Source organism: Lentibacillus songyuanensis (genome assembly GCF_039548255.1).
GTDB classification, from domain to species: domain Bacteria; phylum Bacillota; class Bacilli; order Bacillales; family Amphibacillaceae; genus Lentibacillus_C; species Lentibacillus_C songyuanensis.
Genome location: NZ_JBCLVH010000018.1, coordinates 62632 through 81628, shown reverse-complemented (window position 1 = coordinate 81628; position 18997 = coordinate 62632). Strand labels below are relative to the sequence as shown.

General features: G+C 37.8%; 18 protein-coding genes. 1 reads left to right on the top strand and 17 read right to left on the bottom strand.

The genetic code is table 11. The features are described from left to right. On the bottom strand, positions 1-1388 hold a 1388-nt coding region (locus tag WMZ97_RS16120), incomplete at its 3' end, for a condensation domain-containing protein (protein WP_343273114.1). 411 nt (positions 1389-1799) lie between these two features. Between WMZ97_RS16120 and WMZ97_RS16115 the strand changes: the two genes are divergently transcribed. Then, positions 1800-2468 carry a 4'-phosphopantetheinyl transferase family protein gene (locus WMZ97_RS16115; RefSeq protein ID WP_343273113.1) on the top strand — a complete coding sequence of 223 codons (669 nt, stop codon included), beginning with the start codon at positions 1800-1802 and terminating at the stop codon, positions 2466-2468. Between the two features lie 294 nt (positions 2469-2762). On the opposite strand, the gene WMZ97_RS16110 is transcribed toward WMZ97_RS16115, so the two are convergent. The 16 genes from WMZ97_RS16110 to WMZ97_RS16035 all read right to left on the bottom strand — a co-directional run bounded on the left by WMZ97_RS16110 (position 2763) and on the right by WMZ97_RS16035 (position 18902). Continuing rightward, a complete protein-coding gene (locus tag WMZ97_RS16110) occupies positions 2763-3671 on the bottom strand; it encodes a conjugal transfer protein (protein ID WP_449826330.1) in 909 nt (302 codons plus the stop codon). Positions 3672-3687: 16 nt separating this feature from the next. Further along, positions 3688-4698: a bifunctional lytic transglycosylase/C40 family peptidase gene (locus WMZ97_RS16105; protein WP_343273119.1), complete on the bottom strand. Its 1011-nt coding sequence runs from the start codon at positions 4696-4698 to the stop codon at positions 3688-3690. A gap of 5 nt (positions 4699-4703) precedes the next feature. Further along, positions 4704-6881, bottom strand: a complete 2178-nt coding sequence (locus WMZ97_RS16100; RefSeq protein ID WP_449826329.1) for a CD3337/EF1877 family mobilome membrane protein — start codon at positions 6879-6881, stop codon at positions 4704-4706. Between the two features lie 2 nt (positions 6882-6883). After that, a complete protein-coding gene (tcpF, locus tag WMZ97_RS16095) occupies positions 6884-9337 on the bottom strand; it encodes a conjugal transfer ATPase TcpF (protein ID WP_343273112.1) in 2454 nt (817 codons plus the stop codon). After that, complete coding sequence (locus tag WMZ97_RS16090; protein WP_343273111.1) at positions 9321-9713, bottom strand: conjugal transfer protein; 393 nt, start codon at positions 9711-9713, stop codon at positions 9321-9323. Before WMZ97_RS16090 ends, tcpF begins: the two co-directional genes overlap by 17 nt. A gap of 73 nt (positions 9714-9786) precedes the next feature. Beyond that, positions 9787-10425, bottom strand: coding sequence for a DUF6037 family protein (locus WMZ97_RS16085; protein WP_343273110.1), 639 nt, complete (start codon positions 10423-10425; stop codon positions 9787-9789). A gap of 77 nt (positions 10426-10502) precedes the next feature. Then, positions 10503-11003, bottom strand: a complete 501-nt coding sequence (locus WMZ97_RS16080) for an antirestriction protein ArdA (RefSeq protein WP_343273109.1) — start codon at positions 11001-11003, stop codon at positions 10503-10505. Between the two features lie 163 nt (positions 11004-11166). Next, positions 11167-11388, bottom strand: a complete 222-nt coding sequence (locus WMZ97_RS16075; protein ID WP_156856852.1) for a hypothetical protein — start codon at positions 11386-11388, stop codon at positions 11167-11169. 137 nt (positions 11389-11525) lie between these two features. Continuing rightward, positions 11526-12713, bottom strand: coding sequence for a MobT family relaxase (mobT, locus tag WMZ97_RS16070; RefSeq protein WP_343273108.1), 1188 nt, complete (start codon positions 12711-12713; stop codon positions 11526-11528). A gap of 226 nt (positions 12714-12939) precedes the next feature. Then, on the bottom strand, positions 12940-14277 hold the full coding sequence (locus WMZ97_RS16065; RefSeq protein WP_343273107.1) for an FtsK/SpoIIIE domain-containing protein: 1338 nt from the start codon (positions 14275-14277) through the stop codon (positions 12940-12942). Continuing rightward, positions 14277-14657 (bottom strand): YdcP family protein, encoded by a 381-nt coding sequence (locus WMZ97_RS16060; protein ID WP_343273106.1) that lies wholly within the window; start codon positions 14655-14657, stop codon positions 14277-14279. Before WMZ97_RS16060 ends, WMZ97_RS16065 begins: the two co-directional genes overlap by 1 nt. A gap of 18 nt (positions 14658-14675) precedes the next feature. Then, complete coding sequence (locus tag WMZ97_RS16055; RefSeq protein ID WP_343273105.1) at positions 14676-14990, bottom strand: YdcP family protein; 315 nt, start codon at positions 14988-14990, stop codon at positions 14676-14678. Positions 14991-15086: 96 nt separating this feature from the next. Then, positions 15087-15272: a hypothetical protein gene (locus tag WMZ97_RS16050; RefSeq protein WP_343273104.1), complete on the bottom strand. Its 186-nt coding sequence runs from the start codon at positions 15270-15272 to the stop codon at positions 15087-15089. 75 nt (positions 15273-15347) lie between these two features. After that, the gene (gene dcm, locus WMZ97_RS16045; protein ID WP_343273103.1) at positions 15348-16409 is read right to left on the bottom strand and encodes a DNA (cytosine-5-)-methyltransferase; all 1062 of its coding nucleotides are present in this window, start codon (positions 16407-16409) and stop codon (positions 15348-15350) included. A gap of 334 nt (positions 16410-16743) precedes the next feature. Beyond that, positions 16744-18120, bottom strand: a complete 1377-nt coding sequence (rlmD, locus tag WMZ97_RS16040; RefSeq protein ID WP_343273102.1) for a 23S rRNA (uracil(1939)-C(5))-methyltransferase RlmD — start codon at positions 18118-18120, stop codon at positions 16744-16746. A 404-nt stretch (positions 18121-18524) separates the two neighbouring features. Then, the gene (locus WMZ97_RS16035; RefSeq protein WP_343273101.1) at positions 18525-18902 is read right to left on the bottom strand and encodes a hypothetical protein; all 378 of its coding nucleotides are present in this window, start codon (positions 18900-18902) and stop codon (positions 18525-18527) included. Between the last annotated feature and the right edge of the window lie 95 nt (positions 18903-18997).

Below are 18997 nucleotides of genomic sequence, written 5' to 3'. Positions count from 1 at the left end.
GCTACTTGATTTGGATCTTTTTCCACCTGTTCTTCGAACAGACAATGAATTGTTTTCTCTTTCGGATAAGGCATTTCCGTATCATTAAAATCCATTAAAATTTTATGTTGTTCTTGCTTTGTACATATAGCTAACTCACCTATACTCTTTTCGGGAAACTGAATTATATCCCTTATAAGTGTATACAGACGTTGCATTAGGTATTCAATTTCATAACCCCTGAACAGTTCTGTTCTATAATCAATATTTATGGCAAGTTGTTTCTTTAATGTATAATTTTTAATATGGAAATTCAGCCCATTAAAATCATAACCACTAAATATTTGATGAAAGTCTGCCTTCATTTCTTGGTATTCAACACCTACTGTAAAAAGCTGATTAATGTCGTGTCCCTTTTTTCTTAATTCTTGAACCAACTGATTATAAGGATACTTTTGATGTCGCATTAACTTCATTTGTTTTTTACTTACACTATTAATAAATTCAAAAGTCTGCATATCATTAAACATTTCCATACGAAATGGCAATGTACTTACAAACATACCAAGAACATCGTTTTCTTTAGATTTCCGGTTGGCTAAATATGTTCCTATTACAAAGTCCTTTTCATTCTCAACACGAGAAAAATAAATAAACAAAACTGACATAAAAAAGGTATAAATACTAATTTGATTTTCTTGGCAAAACTTTTCTATTAAAATTTTTGTTGCGCCCGGAACCTCGAACTCCATACGATTGGCCTGTAAACTCCTTGAATATAGCTCGTTTGACTTTTCAATTAAATATTCAGGGATAGATTCAAACTCTGATTTCCAGAATTGGTAATCCTTTTGATATCTAGATGATTGTTTGTATTCTTTTTCGGAGGTTATATATTGATGTAGTGTATATTTACTTAAATGATTTATTTCGGAACCTGATTTTAGGCTTTCATAAATATCCCTAATATTAAGGAGTAATGCATCTACAGATACTCCATCTATTATAATATGATGACATTTCACCAGCAAAAGCGATTTTTCATGCCACTTAATTATTGTAAATTCATAAAGATTGGACTCATATAATGAAATTGGTTGTTTTGCTTGTTCTCGAAGCCATGAATTTAATTGACTTTCACTAAATACACTTAAATCTTTAACCTTTGTGTTAATCAATGGTTCATTACTTATATATTGAACCGGTTCCTGGTTATGCTGTTTAAGTAATCTAACACGTATTATTTCATTATTGGAAACAAATAAATCGATTGATTTTTTCATAAGGTCATCATCTAGATCCTTAAACTCCACCGTTATAACGACATTAGAAACTGCTGTGTTAGGGAAAAGCGCATCTGAATACCAAATTCTTTTTTGAGCCTCAGTTAGCGGAAAATATTCACTCATTTTCTAGGTCAATCTCCTTCCGTAAAAATTATTAGAATAGTGTAGTAACTCCTTTATATCACTTTATATTAAACTATTCAAGCCATTACATATTTTTAAAATAATTATTGATTGTTTATTAACAATTAAATGCAACCGCCTAGAGGTAGAAAAGTCATGGTAATTCCATTATGATTTAGTCACCACCTTAAACAATCACATAACCGGAGGAATTAATAATGAACCATTCACATACAAAAAATGTATAAACCAAATGGTTGTTTTTTCTTATAAAAAAGCATTAGCCAAAAAGCCTATAGCGGATGTTATAAAAGTAACTAAAATTTAATAGTTTTAACCACCTAAAAGATGCCCTTAGCTTTGTTTTATAAGATGTAAATAATTTAATATACGTAAAGGAGAACTCAAAAATTGAATGTTTATGCTGTAAAAATACCTAAAAAAATGTCTGATTACGATTTTATAAATTATTTAAATAAAGTACCCGCTGAAAAGAAAGAAAAATTAAAGGATTATTTAAATAGAGACGAAGCCGTTCGTAGCCTTTTCGGAGTTTTATTAATCCGGAAAGCGCTATACGAAAACACAGGGGCAAATATTGATAATATTACATTCCGTTATAATGATTATGGTAAACCATTAGTAGATGTACCAAAAACATTTCATTTTAATGTTTCTCATTCTGATGAATGGGTTGTATGTGCAACAGATAATTTGCCTATCGGAATAGATATAGAAAGAATTAACCCTATTGATTTGGAAATCGCTAAACAATTTTTCACCAAAGAGGAATATGAGTTTATTATTAGTAGACCAGATCGAGACAAGATCTCCACCTTTTATGAATATTGGACTCTTAAGGAATCCTATATAAAAGCGATTGGAAAAGGCTTATCAATACCACTAAATTCCTTTTCAATACTAAACACTGAAGGAAAATACTTTATAAAAGAGGAACAAAACCCAAACTACCATTTTTATCAACGAAAAATTAGCTTGGATTATGTATTAGCATTATGCTCTCAAACTAGTGTTAGTGATTTTAAAATAACATACTTTAAATATAATAATTTAGTATAGACAAGATTACTATACTAAAAAGCTTACAATTAAGTGTACAAAAAATAATGATACTTGCCCATTACAAGGCTATTAGCTTGAAGACATGGTAGAAATCAATTGGAAGGTTATTACTAACTTGAATGAATCCATTTTCTACTGTCTGATCTATATCTAGCCCTCAGCACTTTGTTACGGTAAGCCTGGATGTAAGAAAAAAATGCCTTTTTGAATCGATATAAATTTTCACATTGACAAAGGCGATGGAAGAGGGATGAAAACTCCCTCCTTCCAGTCCATTTCTGATTACAGTACTTATTTAATAATCATCCAATTCGTATCTTTCACTAGTGTTAATACATACTGTGAAATTTGCGTTGCCTTCGTTGTTTCATCCAAATATTTAACCGATAACCAAACTTGCACCTGATTCCCCGACTGTTGGAAAACGGGATTAATCAACTCTAAAAATGTGTAGTCCTTGCCAATCGTCGGTAAGGCGTTGTTTGCCACATAATATGCCAGTTCTTTATCAGTCGCAGTTGGATAAAACGTAAAAAATGTCTCTAAAAACTCCGTCACTTCCTTTGTTGTATCAGAATCAACTGTGCCATTACTTTCAGGCTGGTTTGGTTCATAATCGGATTTTTGCGGTAAGCTCCATAACGTTGGATTTTGGGTAATCACCATATTGCCCCTATCATCGTGATGGAGAAGAATACGATAGGTAGCGTTATTCCATTGGCTATCTTTATCTACCGTGATTTTTTGATCGATGTCATAAACGACAGCATAATTATCCTTGCTTTCTTCCGATACCGACCAAATTTTAACGGCACTTACACTGGAACTGGTAGGAATATCATCCCGAATTAGGTCCATATTTAAAGCTTGCAATTCCTCCGTCAGATAATCCTTTATCTTTTCTTCACGTTGTTCAATGGAATCCTTCTTGTTTTCCCAAGTATAATAGTATTTCACAAAGTTTTTTGTAAAGCTTTCTATGGCATTTGTATCCATGATGTTTGTTTCAATAATTTCTTTTTCATGAACAGTATGCTGATCAATCGCTGTAAAGTTTTTATATATACCAAAAGCAAGACTGCCAATGAGTAGTATCCATAGAATAATCACCGTCTTTTTTCGTGCACCAACTGCCCTCACTTTCAACTTTTTACCCTTTTCAACTTCCTGTTTTTCTTTTTTCTTAAAAATACCTTTCATCCTATACCATCCTTTCTTATTGTTTGATACGTCCAGCCCCAATTAAATGTTTTTGCCAGTAAGAAGTAGTCAAGTCAGCATAGCCGACTGGATCTCCCGCATTATACATTTGATTATTTCCAAGATAGATCCCCACATGGGTGACATAGGTTCCGGCATTATAAGTGGAATGAAAGAACACTAAATCCCCTGGCTTTGCTTGGGCTAAGGAAATATGTTCGGTTGCGTCATATTGTTGTTGCGCCGTTCTAGGCAAGGTTATACCAGCTTTGTCGTAGCTCCATTGTGTCAGGCCGCTACAATCAAAAGAGGTACTCGGCCTATCTCCTCCAAAAACATAAGGGTACCCTTCATATTTTAAGGCTTCATTCATCACTAGCTGGACGGTTTCATCATTAAATTGTTCAGAAGCAAAATACTGATTGACTAAATCTACATAAAACATATTTCCATATCCATAACGCCAACCCCCGTTTTTCTTCACCGCTATTGGATTCGTATAAGTGACTTTGCTGCCACCTGAACGTTTTTTCGCAAAACTTTCCGCAAGTTCAAAACTGTATGCTTTTCCTTTTTGTGCGACATAATCTATAAATCCACCGCCGTAGTTATAAGCCTGTATGACAGTACGCTCATCGACACCACTTGTTTCCGCAGATCGTAACAATTCCGCAAAATATTTCGTCCCTTGTTTAATAGATGCTTCTGTATCCAATGAATTAGGCGATAACCCTAATGATTCACTCGATTGCATAACATCTTGCAACTTACCGCTACTTTCCACTTCGATAATGGCAAGTAATGTAGAGACATAATCACCCACACCATATTTGTTCGCATACTTCTCTACCATGGCCTGGTGTTTTAACACATCGGCAGATACCGATACACCGCCTGTATCATCCAATGGCACATCACTATCCGAAGAGTCTTCCTCATTGGAGATAAAAATTGCTACAAATACCAATAAACCAAACAAGGCAAGAAAGCCCAACCCCCAAGCAATAAGTGTCATTTTTAGCCTTATCAGCTTCATGATCGTTTCCCCCTACTTGAACGTATCGGGCGCTTTATGTTGTATTTTTTTCTTGGACCTTTCAACGATACAGCCTGTTGTTTAACTTGCCGTTTGTTTCCCAAACGAGGACCACTCTCAGACCGGGTTGGACGTATTTTGGACTGCTTAGAATTACCAGTATTACTAAAAGGACGCCGTTTGCTTTCGTGCCCTACTTCTGACTGATTAGCTTTTTGTTGTTGCATTCGTTGCGTGTTGGTAGTAGGTCTTAAACTTTGCTTTTGCTGAACAGAAGATTGCTGCGGTCTATTTTGTTTGACGCGCTTCCCAGCCTGTGTAACTGGCTGCGCGTTCTGAATGGTTGGACGAGAAGCGGGCTGTGCCTTGCGTTTTTGATCCAATGCCATCCGTTTCTCTGCAATCGTTTGACGATGGACGGCGGTGCGTTCCTTGCTTGCATGTTGGGTTCCTTCTTTTGCCTGTGTGATGCCTTTCTTAAAATCCTTGACAGGCCGCTTCATTTGCTCTTTGCCTTGTACGATCGCATATTGTGCAGTCGTAGGTAAGTCACGCACTTGCTCTTTTTTACGTTGGATATTGGCACGCATCCGATTTTTCGTGTCCAGCACCTTACCTGTTACTTGACCTACCTTTTGACTAACTGACATGGAACCGTCTGAACTTTGCTTCTTTTCCTTTGATGCAGATACTTTTTGCTGTAAAGAACGACTAGGAGAGACAGAGCCTTTTTTATTTTTTGACTTTCCATATAGCGTACCGACCGTGGCACCAGCTGCTGCCCCTGTAAGGGTACGGCCTATCGACCGTTGCATCTTTCGACTGCCGCGATGAAACCATTGATTCGGACGCCGCATTACTTTACGCCCAACCTGTTGAGAATCAGTGCTTTGCAGGCGAAACATGCTCATGATATCTCCAAGTTTCATGTAAATCCCGGCGAAGGTTACGATTTGCAAAAAGGCAATCAAAAAGAACGGATAGCTTGTCGTTAAGCTATAAAGCATGGAAGAAATACTAAAAGCAACTGTAATAATCAATGTGATCCCTGCCCGAAGCATAATGACATTGAATAATTTCATAATCGCTTGTTTTCCCATGCTTTCAAATGTTGGAATCATCGATAATAAAAAGCTGATCGGCAGAAACATCGCAAAAAGTATAAAAAGAATTTGCGAGAAAATCATGATCCCAGCTAGGAGAAACACAAAAAAGGAAATACCAACATTGAACAGAAATAAAAAGGAGACCATTCCTAAGCGAGTGGTCGTTTTCGTAATTGTTAAATTTTTGTTATCCTGTTCTTCAATTTCTTTCTTAACGGCATCTTCCCGGTCTTTTCCATTATTCGTATCAGGACTAATAGACACTAATCCCTCAACACGTTCCTCTCCAATTGTTTCTTTATCCGAATCATCAAATTGCAACAACATCCATGGTTGTTCCACTTGAATGGAAAAAAGGTTATTCCGGATCATATCTACACTATCTTTTCCACGACTGTCCGAGTTTGGCATCGTGATTTTTGTCCCTAAGTCAAGACTTGCTTCACTAATGTCTGCGGAAAATTCATTGATTTTTGCGATATACGTCGGCGCATAAGCAATAAAGGAAGCAGACAAAATAAACACCACCAAAAAATTGAGGATTGCTCGAATTGCCCTAGTCGTTTCTCGTTTCATCAACCCTGTATAGGCAACATAAATCCCGATGACTAAAATAAAAATAAGCAGGAAGCCCACATAAAAGCCTGAACCACTAAAGCCGCTTGCCGTGATTCCCGCCAATGTCTGCATATTTTCTCCAATCGCATCCGCTGTTTCCGAAATAAAATCAAGCGAGTAAGATTGTTGAATCAAGTAACCTGTCGCATTGGATAAATATAAACTAATCGTCCAAATAAAATTAGTGATGGTGTAAAGACCATACATCACTTGTTTGCCAATCCCATCATTCCAGTTCCACGGTAACCAATCCCAACCGGTGTCCACATAAAAATCCAGTTGGTAGTGATCTAGAGGATATTCGGAATACAAATTGTCTTCTGAGACAGTATCATCGACCAAACCGGCCGCTTGAGCAACCGTCCCAATTAAAAAAAGCAATAAAAAAACGGCAGCACTAATCAGTACCACCGTCAAAAAAATCTTTTTAAGTTTTTGTTTGTTCAACAATCTCACCGCCTTTCTTTTTCCGCTAAAGGTGGCCTTGTATCGAAGGCGTGGAATAAATCTTCAAAGACTGGATGGATTTGAATCATGCCGACACGACCATACAAGTCTTGCATCAAACATTGGCCATTTTCCAGTTCTCTAAGCCGCCTTTGATTGGCTTCATCTTCTGCATCCACGCCAAAGAATGCAAGTGTTTTTTTGATCTCATTCATATCTCTAGATCGAAAAGCAAACTTTAAACCAATGTTATTTTTCAATTTTTCATCAGTTAAATCATCCGCATTCTGAGTGACAAAATAGACACCCGCATTCATCGCTCGCCCTGCTCTTACTAATTTGTTGGATAGTGTTTTCCCTTGTGCTACTTGCAGGAAGGACCATGCTTCGTCTAAATCTACAATTTTAAAGACACTACGATCAGAATGGATAAAGTCCAGTGCAAAAGTCGAAATCACAATCAGCATAGCAACACTAAGGAGTTCCATTGTGGTATATTCTTCAAAACTGGTCTCCGCGTCTGGTAACACTAAATCTGCCACCTGAATAATATTTAATTGCTTTTCCAAACTAATCGACTTTTTCACCGTTCCATTTGAAAAGAGGAGATGCGCAAAGTCATAGTCTGTAAAACTTTCAATGTGATCTGCAATAGTTGCCGCCAGTGGGTTTGGGTCACTTCTAAGCTCCTGAATTACTAAAAGTAAACCCCGTTCTTCTTGTTGGGTGACCGCTCGTATTGCTTTTCGTAAAACAGGAAACTTTTCACCATCACGACTGGATATGCCCGTAAGAAAAGTGAGAATATCAATCGCAAGGCTCTCCGAATCTTTTTTCTTTTTCATAATTACGTAGGGATCCAGTAACCCTTGATTGCTTTCCGCACTCGTTAAATTGACAATGTTAATCTCATGCGCCATGTCCGGCAGCGTTTCTTTCCAGTTTCCCCGTTCTGCTTTTGGGTCAACAATAAGTGCCTGACCACCAAATAGCACTGCATAATACACCAGTAAATTATTGGCAAACGATTTGCCCCCACCTAGAGAGCCTAAGAAGGCAGCAGCCAGTGCGTTAGTGACCGAACCTTTAACTCCTTGACTGGCAAGACTCGGATTCAAATAAACATTTCGTCCGGTATCCAAGTTATAGCCAATATAAATCCCTTCCGTCTCACCAAGCATTTGCGTTGCACCAAAACCAAGTCCCGCTAAAAAGTCAGAGGTAACGTATTGGATATAGTCATTCATATAGCGCTTACTGGCCGGGATAAATTCACTGTGTAAACCCATCATATCGCCAAATGGTCGAACAAGTTTCACGTTCAGATCATCATAAAAATCTTTCACTTCATTACATCGCTGCTTTAGTTCGTCCAAGTCAGAAGCGGATACCCGAATCACATAGCTTAACTTATACATGGATTCCTTACTTTGATCTAGTACATCTTCAAGCTCCGTTACCTGTTCCAATGCTTCTACCACGTTATTGCCTGTTTCGTTATCGGATTCCCAGGCATGGTTGTCCAAGTCTTTGAGTTCTTTTTTCTTATTTCTTACCGTAGACAATGCTTTTTTATTGGTGACGATTTCCACATTCATGGACGTATCTATAGGGAAGGTAAACTGTTGTTGCTGGTAATAAAAAATTTCATCCGAAGGAAAATCAAGTTCTCCAACGATCGAATTAATCGTAAAATAGGCGACATACATGGCTTGATCTTCTTGCTCAATTTTTAAGTAACGCTGACTTTCTTCCATTAGGCAACGGGTTGGTTTGATCAAGTCATAACGTTTGACCAATGTTTCCCTTTTTAATTTCTTTAGAGGAAGAGCATAATCATAATCATCATAAGCAATTCCTGTTTGTCCATGAAGATGTTCAATCAGATAGCCAAAGTCATTTTTCATTAGGGGACGTATCTTAAAACGTCTAGAAATTTTGTTTTGAAGCAGAGCTTCCATTTTCAAGAAACGTCTGATTTCCTCATGAGGCATAGAGACAAAGTCACCCATCAATTGATGGTTTACATCACGAATAAAAGTCGAAAGAGAAGTAGCAACAGATTTTCCCATCGATTTCATACTGACTTCCTGTTCATTGAGTAATAGTTTAAAACCAATAAAGAAACGATAGTCTACTTGATGTTCCCCAATCATGGATACTAATGCTTCTGTCTGGTCATCGATACGATCATCAGCAACATCCTGTAATCTTCCTATAACCAATTCCTTACTTCGTTCTTGAACTGTCCGCACACTGCTTTCAGTACTTATTTGCAAAGCATGGATTTTGCCATCTTGATTTTGTGCAATCAACTGACGAAAGTGATCATGCACCTGGACCTTTTCATCAATAGATAAAAATGAATAGTTATAGGGAAGCAGCTCGTAATAAGCAAAACATTCGCCATCATGATTGAAGACGAGATTATTTTCGATATACTTAATCGGATAACGCATGTACTTCACTCCTCACAGCGGTTAAATTATCATTTATCTTCACACGTTTAAGCTTTACAGGTTTTCCTGCATAAGTGACTTTTGGCCGAAACAAATAGGTCAGCACAGATTTGAGAAATCCATATGGCTTTTTCCCATCAAAAGTTTTCTGGCTCATAAACCACGTTAAGCCTACTGGAATCCCAACATATTTTAATAACACCCCGTCTATAAAAGAAAAAGGAGGCAGATTCCCTAATAACATGACAGTGAAGAGGGAGAGAATAAACCATACCATTTGGTTAAAAGTCACTGGAAAAGGTAAATGGAAGTCATTAATCGCATAAATGACCTTTTCCACATTCCAGATACGGCTATAACTTTTTAATTTCTTCAAGTATATCTTCCTTTCTGCAAAAACAACAAACAGCAAACCATTTTAGGCTTGCTGTTTGTAATTTATGAAATAATTATCCATTTTTATTTTTAGTCCAATTAATAAGAATCTCATTATCCGTTTTCTTGGCATTGGGATCTGAAGAAAAACAAAAACTTAAATGCTTTTCCTTTTTTAGTTTCTCATATAATGTGCGTTTTAATATTCTCGCTTTATTGTCATTATATGGCGTTCGTTCACCATACTCGCCATTTTCTTTTAAAGGATTTCGTTTTACAGCAAAACAATAAATTTTATTGGGGTCGTCATTATCACTAAAACTTAAAGACCCTACCATTGCTTTTTCTTCATTTGGCGATTTGGTTTCATTTACTTCAGTAGGAATAAAGCTTGAAAAATGGTGATTAAATTGTTTAAGAATATCACCAAGATTCTTGCTGAATTCTATATTAAAATACTCTCTTAGGGTTTTTGCACTAACAAGAAAACCATTGGAATTAGCTGCGACTTCTAAACTATCATTAAGGTTACCCTGTTTTAAAAATTCAATTTTTACAAGGGCATACTTCTCTCTCTTTTCATTTTCACCATATAATTTTACTAATACTACAAAGGGTTGCTTTTTATACTGGAATAAAAATGAATCAATAACCCAGCCCTTCTTCTCCATGTCTTCTTTCAAAAGTTTTAAATTTCCTAAAGTGTTTGTCATAATAGTATACTCCTTTACAAATATTTATATAAAGACAGTATAATTATAACAATTAAAAAATTAGAATTCGATATTGTTTAGTTTAGATATTCAAAAACCCCGTTAGAAGTAACAAGGAAATTTCCATCAATCTCTAAATCACGCCCTAGCGCCTGATAGTCAATGTAATTTTGTAAATTAGCAGGCACTTCCCCAAGCATTCCTGTTTCTTCTACATAATAGCGAGCGACATCTTCCATATCCTCACTGTCAGCATAACAAATAATATCTTCCTGATGTTCCAGTAATTCCTCCAAGCTATCAAACCAATAACTTTGAATTTCGGAAAGTTCATGATAAATCGGCGAACCTTCTAATTCTTGCACCATCTCACATAATCGATTAATTTCGGAAATTGGTGTGTATTCGTCGATTTCAAAAGGCAATTCGTAATCGTGTACGGCATATTCCTCATACTCCCCATTTAAGCCGATGCGTTCTTTTACATCTTCTATATCAATGGGAGGAGTGAACCAGGCACCGACCAATTCACCCTCATTATACTTTCCGAGGTTTGCTATATAGACTTGCATGTCCATATTGTTTCACTTCCTTTTTTAAAGTGATCCTGAATAAGCAATAACGCTTTATTTGCTGTTTATACAAAATAAGCTTTTTAATCCCTACCGCACTACCGTTTGGTTCACCATTTTTTTGCAGAACATAAGAAAACCACTTATCTTCCACAAAAAAACGGTACAATTAAGACCCAATAATCCGATTGAACAGATTCAACAATACATCTTTGACACCGCTCGCATTGAAGACTAATCCAACAGCAACCAACGCAATAATCAAAAAGCCAATCAGCTTAGAAAACTCACGCTTAAACCCCAAATAAATCCCAATAACGACAATTGCCATCAATACCAAGGATTGCGCATTACTTAAAAACCAGTTGTATAAATTTTGTCCAAAATTCATCTTGATTTCCCCTTTCAATAGCTAGTACAATAGCTAAAATTTTGTAACTTGACGCATACATTCGACAAACCACAGGAATACACCACCAATAATAGTAATCAAGATATATTTCACCAGTCTCATAGAATCTCCCCAATCTATCGTTTGATTACTTGCTCTGTTGCAATCGTCTGTTGCATAAGCAATTTCTCGTGACGTTTCGTTAAAACTGTCTGTTCCACCATATCTTTAATCACACTCGTTTGATTCATTTCGTCTATCTTGGTCGCTAGTTTCCAAGTAGGAGCAACTTGTCGGGCAAGCCATCTTAACGTCTTATCAAAGGTGTAGGGTTCAGGTTTTGTTGTTAAAGAGATTTTTCTATCTGTACCTAAATCAATAAATCGTTGCCACTCTTTATTTATGTTCCAATCACTGCGCCGCTTTTTCTCATCCTTATCGACAAAACGAATATACCGATTAATAATGGAAAAGGCAGTTCGTCCAGCATCTTCATACATCATTAAATCGACAACCGCATGATAAGCACGATCATTTTTTAAACGAATTTCAAAACGATTTTTAACCTCTGTATCTTCAAACAATGTTCCATGTTTTACATATTGTTCATAATCCTTTTCATACGCACAGAAGTACACATCACTTTTTAGAGAACCAATATATAAGGTATTTCCCATGTCAGGCTTTTCTTCATTCTGTACAAGCTCACCAGAGCGATAGCTTTTAAAACTTCGAAAAACAGAGATACACTCTTCATTACGACATTTTTGAGTTAGAAATGGAATGTCCAATATACCCGTCTTATCATTTACCGCAAGATCAATTCGTTTAAAAACCCCACCAATACGAAACACATCCATAAAAAAGCCGAACCATGTTCTTTGTTGGGCTAATAAAAAATTCTCAAATTGCCTGCACCCTTTCCCTTTAAGTTCGAGTAAGCAACCTTTGTCCTCATCTGGCGAAACCATGATGACAATATCGCCAAAAACGTATTGTTCCATATAGGAGTAAAACGCATAATCTTCATGTAACATATACTCCATTTTTAATTGCAAAATCTCTTCAATGATGAGTATAGGATTTGTCGTTAAAAATCGAATCCGCACATAGTCAAACAAGATTTCCAGCGGAGCCTCTGGATTAAATTGCTCTAAAATATCAATCAAAGCAGCTTGCAACGAATCGGAGGGAGTTACTTTCCCCGTTTCAATCTCACTAATATATTGTCTTGAAATACCTACATGGACAGCTAATTTATTTTGTGAAACACCGTATTCCAATCTTTTTTCTTTTAATTTTTGATACCAAGGTACTTGATTCATTTGCGTTCCTCCAAACTAAAAAAGATGTCAACTAAAGGTTAAAAGCTGACATCCTCTTCACTTGCCTCAAACCGTTGTGCCATCAGGGGTTATTGGCTTTTGGAACAGTTTCCTATTGTTTTTCTACCCCCCTGTTAGAAATGGGGGGTTAAGGCGTGGCTGTCGCCACGCAGGCTTAACCCAGCACGGCGGCTTTCGCTTCGCACGCCGCCGCACTGGGCAGCCTTTATTGGGCTAGTTTTGCTATCTCTTTTAAAAAATCATGTTCTTTCGGTACAAGTGGTGTGTAAAATTCAGAAATCACACTATCCCCTTTATCGACATAGCCACGTCCTTTGATCTGTTTTAAGAAAAACTGTTTTTGTACGTCCGACCCAAACATCATGCCGTAACCAAGTTCACTCATTCGTCCTAAAGCAACCCGAAAGTTAAAGTTGTCTCGTATGCCATCACCAAGATGTTTGGCGTCTGGGCGTTGACAGGCAAGGATAAGGAAGAAGCCACTTTGACGGCCAAGCATAACTATTTGTTTTAGTTTACTCATAACTTTTGTGCTTTCTTTACCGATCATCTCCATGAACGAAGTGTACTCATCAAAGATTAAAAAATGAGCTGGTAAGCCCAAGTAAGCATAGTTTTCGCCTGTTTTATAGTTAGCCATTTGTTTCATCTCTTCATTCCGAATCATCATCTCTTCATAAAATTGATCAATGCATGCCATCATATCATCCTTTTTGTAGTAAACATCTGGCATAACTGTAGCTAAATCCGCCAAGTCGGCGTTCTTTGGATCTAATACATATAACTTTGCATCTGTTTTTAACAAGGCTTCAATCAGTGTGAGAATAAAATATGTCTTCCCCCCGCCAGTTCCACCAGCAATCAACATATGTGGGAGTTTATCATATTCCCAATAAACAGATTTCATCAGCTTTAAGCTGCCGTTATGTGCAAGCACTTCATCTATAGCAATACGATTAGCAATCGTATCATATAAAAGAACATATTCTACAAAAGAATCATGTAACTCTTTCGATACCAGTTCACAATACAAACCACTTTCCAGTTTCTTTTCTAAACTGAGTAGCTGCTCTTGGTATTTTCCGAGTGTGATTTCCACTAAGATATGGAGCATCCCTTGTTCAAGCCGATAGTACATTTTCGGGAAATAACTGATTTTCTCCTTTGTTTTTCCGGATGGAATATCCTCAAAGAAACTGCTTGATTGTACTTGTTTTGTTTCGTACCACTGATTTTCCAAAATCATTTTTGCGAGTTTCTGACGATGAATCAGCTGTTTGATATGGTCATAACGATAACGGATATACAAGTAAGCGGATAAGCCTGTCATGGCAACACTGGCAAGCAATGTTACCAGTCCATAGATACTGATAAAGTGTTTCTGAAATAAAAATAGCTGCCATTTCGTGGATAGTAGAAATGGCAGATGAAACGGTGTATAGAACACAAACCATACACCAAACAATCGACTCAATAAGAATTGAAAAAGAAGGGAAGCATCACTGGCCCGAATTCGTTTTCCGCGTCTCCGGAAAGATTTCATTATTTTTCCTTGTCAGGAACAGCTTTTTGGGTATTACCACCCATTGGTGCTGCTTTTCCTTTTAAGGCTAGATCATCTGCTTTTACATACCAATCAACATCTGCGCCACGAAACGTTGCATTCGCTACAGTATCTGCGACAGGATTAATAATTTCTACCTCTGCATTGTAATCAAATTCTTTCAAGGGAACAGTAGCAGGAATACTCACTTGGATCATGCGACCTTGTTCACGGGATTTTAAATCATATGTCCGTTCCTTGACCTCACTCGAAACTGTTCCATCTTCATTTTGAAGAAAAACCTCACGCCGTAAAGCTGAAAATTTCAATAATCCAAAAGTCTTTTCCTTATCTATAACAATACCTTGTGCTAATCTCATGTCTTTTTCCTCCTTAACTTATGCTTTGACCATGTCATCTGCATGTAAGATATAATTTGTGAAACCACGATCTCCAATTTTATAACCTTCTGCGGTAATTCTTGCATTAACTAATTTTACCTTATCTTCATGTTCAAAGAATTTTTCTCCTGCTTCTTGCGGGAGAACAACTTCGATATCATCGGCACGTTGAATATCCGAATAGAGATTATAACTCCGAGAAAGAGTTGTCATACGTCCATTGATCCGTCGCTGTTCGACTTTTCCTTCTCCTGCATACTCTAAATTTCCAAAAGTTTTTTCCATGTTAGGAATGACATATTTTAGTTCCATTATTCAGACCTCTTTTCATATTTTTTATTTTTACTTATGCTTCAGTATGAGACTCAAGGGGAGGAGAACGAGAAATGTTCATTCGTAAATCACTCCTTACGCTTCTTCAAAACGATAATCTACACGTCCGTAAATCACACACCAAAAAACTACCATCGTCTCTCCCCGTTGATCACGTACCAATTTCCCGGAAGGAAATAACGGAAAGTCTTCAATCTCAATTTCGTTCATAACAAAATGATCATCAATCCATTCCATCACCTTTTCTTCATTTTCTTCCAAAAAAACCAACTCCCCTCCATCTTTTGGGCAATAAAAGAAGCGTGACATCTGGAACGTCACACGTTGGTTTATTTTCTATAAAACTTCTGCGACACCGGCCATAATGTAATCTGCACATGGCACAGCAATCGCATTTCCAATAGCTTTATATCTTGCATAATCACTTATCGATTCGCCTTTATTTCCTAAGGCTGTCCACCCTTCCGGCAACCCCATTAAACGTTCACATTCTAAAGGAGTGAGTTGTCGTATATAACCATCTTTTTCCCTTCCTTCATACCAAAAAGAAAAGCTATTTACCGTCCCTGCAAGCAGCGTTGGAAAAGGGTCTCCTGTTCTTCCGAAACTTCCAATGAATCCAGATTTGTTTTTATCTTTTGCGGTACTTCGCATACGTCGTTCTTGAAAGGGTCGGAGGATGGGTATGCTCCCCCTTGTTTCTTCAGCAGATATTCGACTGGCTCTGGCGGTGGACATCCCGCGATTTGTGCAAGACGAAGAAACCGAGAGCAAGCCGCGGGATTTAAATAATATTTCTCTGGCACGTTCTCCTCCAAAATCTGCCACGAGGAAGACACGTCTCCTTCTTTGAGCAAGTGTGGGTTTTCCCCAATATCGGGCATCCAATACGCGCCAGCACACGTTAGCGTTATTCCCTCGCACCATACCCGCATTTGCCCAGGTTCCAGATGCAGGTACTGGAACATCGGTTTTTGTAAATGATTCCAACACGGCTTTAAAATCCAACCGGTTGTTTGATGAAAATGCTCCCATAACGTTTTCCCAAACAGCGATAACTGGATATGATCCATTTGTTGCACACCTCATTTCTTCGATAATCCGTATCGCTTGATAAAACAAACTCGATTGACTTCCTGCAAGACCTTCCCGTTTACCAATGTTAGATAAGTTTTGACAGGGAGAACCAAAAGTAATAATATGAACAGCCGGTATTTTTCCGCCATCTATTTTTGTAATATCCCCCAGATGAACCATATTCGAGAAGTGTCGTTTTGTAATAGAAATAGGTACGTTTTCTACTTCACTTGCCCATAAAGATGTGATGCCACAACGAGAAGCCGCTAAGGGAAACACACCGATTCCGTCAAAAAGACTTCCTAGCTTAAGTTCTGTCATAAACTAATCCATTTTTTAAAATAAGATGATAAATTTTTTTCATTATCAAAGACTTCCTTTCCAATTTAGAAATTAAAAAAACGCCATCCATGAACTATCATGAAATGACGTTATATAACTAATTTATTTAATGTTTTTATAGGACTAGTGTCCAACAGATTTCCGTATTACAGTGCATTTTGCAAGTTTTCCAATCATTATTCTGTTGTGTTCCCACACTCCAGATCAATTACTACAGAAACAGTAACGTGATCTTTCAGTACCTTATTTCTATTTTTTGCACCATCTTCTACAAACACGAAATGCCTGTAAAAGTGCTTGAAACTAAGGATTTCTATATAGTTCGACGTTGTAGCAACACTATAGCCTCCACATGCCCCGTCTGCGGAAACATATCCACTGGCTGGACTTCTTGCGTTGCAAATCCGCCATCTTCCAACACGCGCAAATCCCTAGCCAGTGTACTTGGATTACATGACACATACACAATCCGCTTCGGCTGCATATCAATCATTGCCTGCAACAGCTCCTCATCACAACCTTTACGTGGTGGATCGACGACAATCACATCTGGATCAAGTCCCTGCATCTTCCACCATGGCATGATCTTCTCTGCCTGTCCAACGTAAAACTCCACATTGGTGATTCCGTTCAGCTTGGCATTTTTCTTGGCGTCATCAATTGCTTCTGGAACAACTTCTACGCCATAAACTTTCTTTGCTTGTTCTGCTAAAAACAAGGATATGGTCCCGATTCCGCAGTAGGCATCAATGACAATGTCTTTACCACCAATTTGGGCATATTCCAGCGCTTTATCATACAAGGTCTTCGTTTGCTCCGGGTTCACTTGGTAAAAAGATTTAGCTGAAATAGCAAACGTCAGGTCACCAATCCGATCATAAATATATTCTTCTCCCCAAAGGAGCTTGGTTTTTTTACCCATAATAACATTGGTCCGCTTATCATTAATATTTTGCATGACTGATTTCAGGTTCGGATAACTTTTCGTTAATTCTTCCACCAGCACATCTTTATGCGGCAGCTTCTCTGTACGGGTTACCAGCACCACCATAATTTCATTTGTCTGCTGACCCGTTCGTACCATAATATGACGCAAACTACCGGTATGCTTTTCCTCGTTATACGCGGGGATACTTAGTCGGTCGGCAATGTTTCGGACAGATTTGACCACATCGTTAATCACCCCATTATGGGTGACACAGGTATCTGTGTTTTCAATAATATGGTGACTGCGTTTTTGATAAAATCCGGTGATCAGCTTTCCATCTTTTTCCCCTACTGGAATTTGCACTTTATTCCGGTAATGTAGCGGATCATCCATACCAATAATCGGATGAACCGGGACATCTTCCAGATGGGCGATTTTTTTCAAAGCATTCTTTACCTGATTTTGCTTCATCTCGAGTTGTAAGCGGTAGCTCATATGCTGCAGACCGCAACCATTACAGTACACATCGCATACAGGTTTCACTCGTTCTGAGCTTTCCTTGGTTAATTCGAGCAACTTTCCGAACCCAAAGTTCTTGTTAACCTTAACTACTTTTACAGTGGCCTCTTCCCCTGGCAATGCATTGGGTACAAATAACGGATATCCATTGATCTTGCCCACGCCATTTCCTTCGTGGGTCAAATCCTCAAATGTTAAGGTAATTGTTTCATTCTTTTTCACTGGTGCTGTCTGTTTTGCCATGTTAATCTTCCTTTTGCGTTCGTAAAATTATATGTTCTCATCATACCATATATAGTTCCCATTTTATAAAGTGAAACTTCATTCAGTGGGATTTTTTGACGCATAGGACGTGCTAGTGCAGGCGAAGGCATAAGGACGTGATGGTTTTAAACTACCCTTTCTCCCCCACTGAGACAGGAGAACAAAGGCTAAGAACTCGAATGTCTGCGTTGCAACGCCTTTGCGACCTGCGTCTTATACGCCCGAACAGAATCGGACCTTTGCCATGCAGTTGACCCCCACGTATCTTTTTTTGTTGCCCCTCAAAATCTTGAAGTGGGGCTTACTGCCCATTAAAGCGAGATAAAAATACCCTTTTGTTCAAAACGACTGGGAACGAAAAGGGAAGTAGTTGGATGCTAGGATTAAACCGGTTTTAAAGTTTGCTCATCATAAAATACATTTCTTGATGCAAATTCTTTCGGTGCGGAAAAGATTCGTTTCACCCGTGCAATACTATCCTTTGGCACACCAGGGGTATACGGATAATCCAGCTTTAATTTATCAGAGTAAATCCAATCAAATAACGTGGCACTGGGCTGTCTATTTCCTATATATTTAATAACAGCAGCAACCTTTGTCAGCCTATCTAGCTCAACGTCACTTAGATGATTGATTTCTTTTTCGTCAAAATCTAATGCTTCAAAATACGTTTCATAGTTCGATGAATACAAATCAATCAATAAATTGATTAAAGCAACATTGAAATCATCCGCGTGTATTATATCGAGAATTCTGACCAATTTTTATTCAAATCCTTTCCAACATAATTCAGAAACACTTTTTGACGATTTCCAAGATACCTTCTGCCAACAAACTTATCGAAAACTTCCATTAC

Excerpts from the sequence above, each read along its gene's own strand:
- rlmD (WP_343273102.1), bottom strand. The coding sequence starts at position 18,120 with ATGGCAAAACAGACAGCACCAGTGAAAAAGAATGAAACAATTACCTTA.
- WMZ97_RS16060 (WP_343273106.1), bottom strand. The coding sequence starts at position 14,657 with ATGAGATTAGCACAAGGTATTGTTATAGATAAGGAAAAGACTTTTGGA.
- tcpF (WP_343273112.1), bottom strand. The coding sequence starts at position 9,337 with ATGCGTTATCCGATTAAGTATATCGAAAATAATCTCGTCTTCAATCAT.
- WMZ97_RS16065 (WP_343273107.1), bottom strand. The coding sequence starts at position 14,277 with ATGAAATCTTTCCGGAGACGCGGAAAACGAATTCGGGCCAGTGATGCT.
- WMZ97_RS16110 (WP_449826330.1), bottom strand. The coding sequence starts at position 3,671 with ATGAAAGGTATTTTTAAGAAAAAAGAAAAACAGGAAGTTGAAAAGGGT.
- WMZ97_RS16085 (WP_343273110.1), bottom strand. The coding sequence starts at position 10,425 with ATGACAAACACTTTAGGAAATTTAAAACTTTTGAAAGAAGACATGGAG.
- WMZ97_RS16055 (WP_343273105.1), bottom strand. The coding sequence starts at position 14,990 with ATGGAACTAAAATATGTCATTCCTAACATGGAAAAAACTTTTGGAAAT.
- WMZ97_RS16075 (WP_156856852.1), bottom strand. The coding sequence starts at position 11,388 with ATGAATTTTGGACAAAATTTATACAACTGGTTTTTAAGTAATGCGCAA.
- mobT (WP_343273108.1), bottom strand. The coding sequence starts at position 12,713 with ATGAATCAAGTACCTTGGTATCAAAAATTAAAAGAAAAAAGATTGGAA.
- WMZ97_RS16080 (WP_343273109.1), bottom strand. The coding sequence starts at position 11,003 with ATGGACATGCAAGTCTATATAGCAAACCTCGGAAAGTATAATGAGGGT.
- dcm (WP_343273103.1), bottom strand. The coding sequence starts at position 16,409 with ATGACAGAACTTAAGCTAGGAAGTCTTTTTGACGGAATCGGTGTGTTT.